This is a genomic window from Aeromonas sp. TW 6, assembly GCF_013168745.1.
Taxonomy (GTDB): Bacteria; Pseudomonadota; Gammaproteobacteria; order Enterobacterales; family Aeromonadaceae; genus Aeromonas; species Aeromonas caviae.
In genome coordinates this window covers 20,679-28,195 of record NZ_JABERS010000048.1, presented here as the reverse complement: position 1 = coordinate 28,195, position 7,517 = coordinate 20,679, and the positions used below count along the sequence as shown (strand labels likewise).

At 59.3% G+C, this 7,517-nt stretch carries 7 protein-coding genes; 3 read left to right on the top strand and 4 right to left on the bottom strand.

The features are described from left to right. Positions 1-206: 206 nt before the first annotated feature. On the bottom strand, positions 207-788 hold the full coding sequence (locus tag HKD46_RS18035) for a YjaG family protein (protein ID WP_042864483.1): 582 nt from the start codon (positions 786-788) through the stop codon (positions 207-209). A gap of 161 nt (positions 789-949) precedes the next feature. On the opposite strand from HKD46_RS18035, the gene HKD46_RS18030 reads away from it, so the two are divergent. Beyond that, positions 950-1,894: a D-2-hydroxyacid dehydrogenase gene (locus HKD46_RS18030; protein ID WP_052814389.1), complete on the top strand. Its 945-nt coding sequence runs from the start codon at positions 950-952 to the stop codon at positions 1,892-1,894. Positions 1,895-1,957: 63 nt separating this feature from the next. Here HKD46_RS18030 and mepM read toward each other — a convergent pair whose 3' ends face one another. Further along, positions 1,958-3,295: a murein DD-endopeptidase MepM gene (gene mepM, locus HKD46_RS18025; protein WP_171865759.1), complete on the bottom strand. Its 1,338-nt coding sequence runs from the start codon at positions 3,293-3,295 to the stop codon at positions 1,958-1,960. 270 nt (positions 3,296-3,565) lie between these two features. Between mepM and HKD46_RS18020 the strand changes: the two genes are divergently transcribed. Together HKD46_RS18020 and HKD46_RS18015 are read left to right on the top strand one after the other, a co-directional pair. Then, positions 3,566-4,867, top strand: coding sequence for a LapD/MoxY N-terminal periplasmic domain-containing protein (locus HKD46_RS18020; RefSeq protein WP_043152912.1), 1,302 nt, complete (start codon positions 3,566-3,568; stop codon positions 4,865-4,867). Beyond that, positions 4,864-5,805: a TAXI family TRAP transporter solute-binding subunit gene (locus tag HKD46_RS18015; protein ID WP_128313587.1), complete on the top strand. Its 942-nt coding sequence runs from the start codon at positions 4,864-4,866 to the stop codon at positions 5,803-5,805. The genes HKD46_RS18020 and HKD46_RS18015 overlap by 4 nt, the downstream gene beginning before the upstream one ends. On the opposite strand, the gene HKD46_RS18010 is transcribed toward HKD46_RS18015, so the two are convergent. After that, complete coding sequence (locus HKD46_RS18010; protein ID WP_041212317.1) at positions 5,800-6,474, bottom strand: transglutaminase-like cysteine peptidase; 675 nt, start codon at positions 6,472-6,474, stop codon at positions 5,800-5,802. The two genes, HKD46_RS18015 and HKD46_RS18010, sit on opposite strands and share 6 nt — an antisense overlap. Before the next feature lie 76 nt (positions 6,475-6,550). After that, positions 6,551-7,489 (bottom strand): zinc ABC transporter substrate-binding protein ZnuA, encoded by a 939-nt coding sequence (znuA, locus tag HKD46_RS18005; RefSeq protein WP_128296331.1) that lies wholly within the window; start codon positions 7,487-7,489, stop codon positions 6,551-6,553. Positions 7,490-7,517: the final 28 nt, after the last annotated feature.

Here is a 7,517-nt window from a genome sequence, read left to right as displayed (position 1 = left end):
AATCGCATGCGTTTCCTGGCGTTGGTTTCTGCCTTGGCGAGGGCCAAGAAATCGATTGGATCGGACATACTGAGTACAGTGAAACCAGAATAGAGCAATTAGATCACATCTTTAATCTGATTGGTATCACACACCAAAAAATGAACGCTCAGAGATAAAAAAAACTCCCGACCGGGAGCTTTTTCTATGGGCAGTACGCGATGGCGTTACGCCTCCAGGCTGATGCCGATGTTGGAGACGCCGTCCTGGGCCGCGAAGGCGCGGATGGCAAGGATGCGGTCGCTGTCCCGTTCATGGGCCACCCGTTTGAGCAGTTCGACCTGGAACTCCAGCTCCGCCTCCATGTACTCGTGCTCATAGAGCTCCTCATCGCTAAGATCCCGCTCTTCCAGCATCTCGATGAAGCCGGCGACCGTGCCGACTGACGCATGGCTGGCGTCGTTGGCCTCTTCCCCCACCCGGCAGATCACCGAGTTGTAGGCACAACCCAGCGCCACGCAGGCGTCCAGTGCCGGATAGGCGCCGTAGGATTCAAACTTGCGGGGATCGGGAATGTAGACTTCAAACGCTTCCAGAATGGCACCAAGATTGACGCGGGATCCCTTGACCGTCAGGTAGTTCCACATCTGATCCAGCGCGTGACGGAATGCCCTCGCATCCCCGAAACCGGAGGCCTGGGTAAAGAGCACATAGTTGGGGTACATGCGCTCTGCCAGCGCCAGGGTATAGACGGTTTGCTGCCAGGGCTGCAGCTCGGCCAGTCGCTTATAAAACTTGTCACCAAACACTGGAGTCGGATCCTTTGCAAAATGTGGGGCAGATTGTAGCCCACGAGGGCCCCGTCTAAAAATGAAAAAGCGCCCTGCTCGACTATCTTGCCCGATCAACTGGGGTAAGATGGAGACAGCATCCCTCTCGCCTTGCCATAAACACGATAAGGAACAAGAGTATGAGCCAACGTACCCTGCTGCTGTTGAGTCAGGACAACAGCCACTATGAACGCCTGCTCAAGGCGGCCCATCTTCCCCATCTGCACATTCTTCGGGCCGACAATCAGGCCGAGGCCGAACAGCTTATCGGCGACGCTCATATCCTGATGGCCGAGCCTGCCCGGGCCAAGCCGCTGCTGGCCAAGGCCGGCAAGCTAAGCTGGCTGCAATCCACTTACGCCGGGGTCGACGTGCTGCTGGACGCCAGTTGCCGCCGCGACTACCTGCTCACCAATGTCCGCGGCATCTTCGGCCCCTTGATGAGCGAGTATGTGTTCGGCCATCTGCTCAGCCTGACCCGCCAGTTGCCACTCTATCGCGAGCAGCAGCAACAGGGCGTCTGGCAGAGCCATCCCTATCAGGGCTTGAAGGGAAAGACGCTGCTGCTGCTCGGCACCGGCAGCATAGGGCAGCATATCGCCCACACCGGCAAACATTTTGGCATGAGGGTGCTCGGCATCAGCCACAGTGGCCGTGAACGTGCCGGGTTCGATCAGGTGTACCAGTTGCCGGCACTCAACAAGATGCTGGCCCAAGCCGATGTCATCGTCAGCGTTCTGCCCGCCACCCGCGAGACACGCCATCTCTTCACCGCCGAACGCTTCAGCCACTGCAAACCGGGCGCCATCTTCTTCAACGTCGGCAGGGGCAATGCCGTCCATGAGGGGGAGCTGCTGGCGGCACTGCAAGCCGGCAAACCCGCCATGGCGATGCTCGATGTGTTCGAGCAGGAACCCCTGCCCGCTGACAGCCCGCTCTGGCACCAGCCCAATCTCATCGTGACGCCCCACAACAGCGCCTACAGCTTCCCGGAAGATGTGGCCCAGATCTTCATCCGCAACTACATCCGCTTCATCGATGGTCAGCAGCTGGACGGCAGGATCGACTTTGACAAGGGTTATTGAAGCCGTTCTGCAATGAAAAGGCCCCGCCAGTTGGCGGGGCCTTTTTCGTCAGGAGGGAGCCGTTCAGCCCGCCTCCATCTCTTTGCGGTAACTCTTCACCTTGGCGAGGAACTGGCGCTTCTCCTTGCCGCTCAGGGGCTCCGCCATCGGCAGCTTGACCTTCATGGCATCGACCGGCCGGTTGTTGATCCGCACCTCGTAGTGCAGGTGGGCACCGGTGGAGCGGCCCGTGTTGCCGGAGAGGGCAATCTTGTCCCCCATCTTCACCTTCTGGCCCGGTTTCACCAGCAGCTTGCTCAGGTGCAGGTAACGAGTCGTCAGGGTCCGGCCGTGCTTGATCACCACATAGGTACCGGCCAGCGGGTGGCGGGTGGCCTTGAGCACCACGCCGTCCCCAGTGGCCATGACGGCCGTCCCGACCGGCAGCGCGAAGTCGGTGCCCTCGTGGGGACGCACCTGGCCCGTGATGGGATGACGCCGTGCCGGGTTGAAGTTGGAACTGACCCGATAGCGGCTGTGGGTCGGGTAACGGCGGAAACCCCGCTCCAGGCTGTTCGCCTGGCCGTCATAGTAGTTGCCATCCTCAGACAACCAGGCCGACGCCGCCTTGCCCTGGCTGAAGACTTCGACCCCGAGCAGCTGGGTGTTGCCCGTGCTCTTGCCCTCTACCGTCTCCTGGCGCACCAATACCTTGAATTTATCCCCTTTTTTCAGATCCTTGGCGAAGTTCAGGCGCCACTGAAACAGGTTGGCAATCTTCTGGATGTGGTTCGCCGGGATCCCCGCGTTGCGGGCGCTGACGTAGAAGCTGCCGTTGATGACACCGTCATAGCTCTTCTGCTGCCACTCTACCTCTTCATTGAGCATGTTGGCGCTATAGGTGTCGTCGGTACGCTCCAGCACCAGGGTCTGCTTGATGTTCAGGCGGATCTTCAACTGCTGCAGAATGTTGTCCTGATCGATCAGCAACTCGATGGTCTGACCGGGTTTGAGACGCGCCAGGTTGTTCTTGGCATCCGCATCCAGCACCTTGTAGAGGGTGGTGGTGGACAGCCCCAAGTTGTTGAAGATGGTGGTCAGGTTCTCGCCGTTGCGAACCCGGTAATCTTGCCATTGAGGCGTGGCATCGGCCGGGATGTCGTCTTCGGGAGCGGCTGACTCGACCAGCTCGTGATCCGGAATGTCGTTGAAGTCGGTGTTGTCTTCGTTGGTTGCGGTGCCCGTGGTGGCGATCGGCAACTCCAGACGCAGTGGCCGCTCCAGGATGTCACCGGGAGCTGGCAATACGGCTACCGCTGACAGCGTCATGGCCGTGAGCAATAGCATGGCATAGAAATGCTTGCGGGGAACCGGGGGTTCCCAATTGGCAGCCTGGGCTACCAAGGGACGGAGACGTTTCATCCGCTATCCTGTTATTAGATCTAAGGGTGGTGGTTGTGGGTCTGTTTTTATGAGTTTTTATTATGAAAACCGAATATCTGGCTTTTAGACCTAAATACTTACAAAAAGTTCATAGCTCCATGCACGAAACTCACATTTTATGCATAACCTTCCAGCATGGGCAGAAATGATCGTCATTTTCAGCCATTTTTTTCTATTTTTAAGAACCAAGTCCGGTTGTGGTGCTCTCCGGCCCAGAAAATGTTGCAAAAACATCTCCATGGAGTGGGTATGTCATTGGCAAAATTGTTAAATGTAATCATCCTAATCCTCTTCACCATCGGCGCCGCGCTGCTGCTCGTGCTGGAGATCACGACGGTACGACAGTCTATTCTCGACCAGATGTCGGCCAACCTTGAAACCGCCATCACCGCACTGGGGCTGGTGCTGCAGGGCACTCTGCTCAACGATGACAAGGTCCTTGCCGAGACCATAGTGAACGCCATGTTCGACGGAGGCTTCGTCAACTCCGTCGTTCTGCTGGATCCGGATGGCCAGGTGCTGTTCCAGAAGGTGTTCCACACCGCACAGCAAAATGTTCCAGGCTGGCTCCCCTCAGTTATCGACATGCCGCCGGTCAAGATTGAGCAGGAGTTGACCGACGGCTGGCGCATTCTCGGTACCCTCACGCTCGAGGGACACAAGGGTTACGCCTACCAGCATCTGTGGAACGCCATCAGTCGTACCGGACTTGCGCTGCTCGCCGGCCTGCTGGTGTTCAGCCTGGTGATCACCTGGGTGTGCCGCCGCCTGCTGCGCCCCCTCGAGCAGATCAGTCTGCAACTGGCCCGGATCCGCAAACGCCAGTTCAGCGGCAACCTGCCAACCCCGTGGCTTCGCGAATTGCAGGAAGTCGTTGTCTCCATCAACCAGCTGGTCTCTGAACGCAAGCGGGACCTGCTGCAACAGCGGCTCAAGATCACCCAGCTTGGCAAGCACGACGCTCTCCCGACCCACCAGAAGCTCGTTGGGCTGGTCGACACCGATGGCAACACCTATCAGCAGCATTTCTTCTCCACTCAGGGGAGTATCAGGCTCTACAGCCGCCTGCTACCCAAGCACCCCCCCACCACGGACAGTTCGCCGGATGAAATTCGGGGGCTGCTCAACGACTGGCTGACTCAGAAGGCGGAAGGGCTCCAGCTGCCTCTCAGCCTGCTCGGCCACCCAGACTGGGCGCAGTTTGCCCCCGTGCTGACCAGCGCTCGTGGTAAGACGCTGGACTGGCGCTGGGATCTGGCGATCTTCCCCCCCCTGGCCGAGGAACGACTGACCGCACTCCAGTCCCAGGGGATTGAGCTGGCATTCAGCAACATCCCGATGAACAACGACAATCTGGCCAGGCTCGACCCCATCAGACCTGTCTTCATCAGTTGCCAGCTCACCCAGTCCCCCCTTTATTGGAACCTGCTCTCCCAATGCCTCCATGCTTCCGGCTACACCTTGCTGGCGGAAGCCGGCGACGTAAGCGATGTGGACATGCTGCGCAGTTGGGGCATCGATGGTTATGCCACTCAGGAGAATGCATCATGAGGATCCCGCTGCTGCTGCTCGCCCTGCTGTGGCAACCGACCCTGCACGCGACCACCATGACCATAGGCACAGGGGGGGAGCAAGGCATCTATTATCAGGTCATCAAGGAGTTCTGCAGACTGGCCAAAAAAAGTGACCCCACGATGTCCTGCAAACTACAGGCCAGCTCCGGGTCCATCGAAAATCTCCGCCAGCTGAAAACGGGAGAGGTACCCTATGCGCTCGTCCAGTCCGACTGGCTCTATCAGGCCAGCCAGGGCACCGGGCCTTTCGCTGCCCAGCCACAACCCGAGCTGAGGGCGCTCTTTGCCACCCACGCCGAACCTTTCACCATAGTGGTGCGAGCCGATGGGGATATCACCACCCTGGAGCAGCTCAAGCTGGCCCCCATCGACATGGGCCTGAAGAGTTCAGGGACTCGTCAAACGGCATTGGCCCTGTTCAATGTTCTGGGCGCAAAGGAGCAAGATCTCGATTTGAAGAGCGTCGCCAATCTCTCCGAAGCGTTGTGCAATAAACAGATCGATGCCTATGGCCTTGTCATGGGTCATCCCAACCGCATCGTGCTGGACACCGCCAAGCGCTGCGCCGTGCGCTTCCTGGCGATCGAGGGGCCCGTAAGGGACCAGCTGCTCAAAGGGGTCAGGTATTACCAGCGCAGCCAGGTGCCGGCACGCATCTACCCGGGCAACCTCAAGGCAACCCCCACCTTCGCCATCGCCGCCACCCTGGTGACCAATGCCGCCACTCCCGATGACGAGGTCTATCGGCTGACCCGGGCCATGCTGAGCCAGCAAACCAGTTTCAACGAACAGACCTATGGCTATGCGAACCTGTTTCACAAGGCGCGCAACAAAATAGGCCCGGTGCTGAGTGTCGAACAGCATCCGGGCGCGGGAAAATATTTCGAGGAGTTGAAGGCGGCGGGCAAGTTATAGCTGGCGACGGGGGGAGCGCAGATGCTCGCTGGAGAACCGGCTCTGCATCGAGGTCCACTGGGCCAGGCGATCGGCACTCCCCGCCAGGGTTCCCTCGCGGCGGGATTTCATGATCCAGATGCTTTTGGCATCGAAACTGTAAACCGGCTGCAGATCATTGCGCTTGCTCCCCGGCAGGATGCGGCCATTGATGTTGTCCAGCACCAGGGGATCTGACTTGATGGTCGGGAAGTACAACGTCACCATGTGGAACTGGTTGTAACGAATTGCCTTCACATAGGCCAGCCGCAGCTTCTTCTCGTCGACCCCCAGCTCCATCAGGGTGTAGTACTTGGCGATGCTGTAGTCCTCGCAATCCCCGCCTCTCGCCCCGATGAACTCCAGCGGATTGGCCCAATAATCATCATCCCCCCACAGTCTGGGATCCTCGCTGTAGGTCAGGTTGTTGAAGTAGTTGTTCACCAGCTCCAGCTTCTGCTGGTCCGTCGTTCCGGCCCTTGGCGTCAGCAGACGAGAGAAGGCCTCGGACCGCTGGATCGCTCTGGCGCCATAGACCGCCTGCATTTTTGCCCTGAGTTCCGGGCTGGCGATGTGTTCGGAAAGACCGGATGCCTGTATGCCGGATCCCAGCAGGGTCAGCGTGCAGGCAGAGACGAGCAACCATTTCATGACTGACACTCCATATCAGATGCTGGAGGTCAGTATAGTTGGCCGCGCCGCCTCTATCGTCAATGTCGGGCAAGGCCTAGCGGCACTGGGCGAAGGCATCCGCCAACTGCTGCATGAATTGCGGATAACCGTCCGGACCGAGCGGCACCTGCTCGCCGACTTCGTCCAGCAGCAGCACCTTGGCCCCGGTATTGCGGGCAACCGACTCGATCACCGCCGGGGAGAACTGCGGCTCGGCGTAGATGCAGCTCGCCTTTTTCTCTTCCAGCGCCTTGCGGATGTCAATCAGCGTCTTGGCTCCCGGGCGACGCTCCGGGCTCACGGTGAAGTGTCCCTTGGAACTCATGCCGTAGTGGCGCTCCCAGTATCCATAGGCTTCGTGGAACACGAAGTAGCCCTTCTGATCCACCGCCTTCATCTGCACGGCGATCACCTTGTCCAGGGCGTCAACCTTGCCCTCGAAGGCCGCGAGATTGGCGGCATAGCGCGCCTGGTTGGCAGGATCCAGCTTGCCCAGTTCGGTCGCAATCGCCTTGGCAATCACCTTGGCCTGGGTTGGACCCAGCCAGATGTGGGGATCCACCCCTTCGTGGTGGTGCCCTTCATGGCCCTCGTCGTGCGAGCCGTGGTCGTGGGCGGCATGGTCATGATCCTTGTCATCATGGTGATGATCGTCATGTTCCCCCTGGGTCGCATAGTTGTACAGCGGCATGCCGGGAACCTGGGTCAGGGTCAATACATGAGGATGCTGGGCCAGGGGTTTGGCCATGAAGCCTTCCAGCTCGGGACCGACCCACACCACCAGATCGGCCTCCTTGATGTTGCGCATGTCGGAAGGGCGCAGGGAAAAATCGTGGGGCGACGCGCCGGTGGGCAGCAGCACCCCGGGCTCGCTCACACCATCGGTGATCGCCGCCGCGATGAAGCCCAGGGGCTTGATGGTGGTCAGCACCTCGAGGGCACGGACAGGCAGACTCACCGCCATCAGGGCAGTGATCAAAGCAAGAATTCGCATAGAGGTCTCGTCAGGGTGTGTGTGTGTG

Bases quoted from the DNA above. Each gene is read 5' to 3' on its own strand.
- HKD46_RS18030 (WP_052814389.1), top strand. From the start codon at position 950: ATGAGCCAACGTACCCTGCTGCTGTTGAGTCAGGACAACAGCCACTAT.
- mepM (WP_171865759.1), bottom strand. From the start codon at position 3,295: ATGAAACGTCTCCGTCCCTTGGTAGCCCAGGCTGCCAATTGGGAACCC.
- HKD46_RS18020 (WP_043152912.1), top strand. From the start codon at position 3,566: ATGTCATTGGCAAAATTGTTAAATGTAATCATCCTAATCCTCTTCACC.
- HKD46_RS18015 (WP_128313587.1), top strand. From the start codon at position 4,864: ATGAGGATCCCGCTGCTGCTGCTCGCCCTGCTGTGGCAACCGACCCTG.
- HKD46_RS18010 (WP_041212317.1), bottom strand. From the start codon at position 6,474: ATGAAATGGTTGCTCGTCTCTGCCTGCACGCTGACCCTGCTGGGATCC.
- znuA (WP_128296331.1), bottom strand. From the start codon at position 7,489: ATGCGAATTCTTGCTTTGATCACTGCCCTGATGGCGGTGAGTCTGCCT.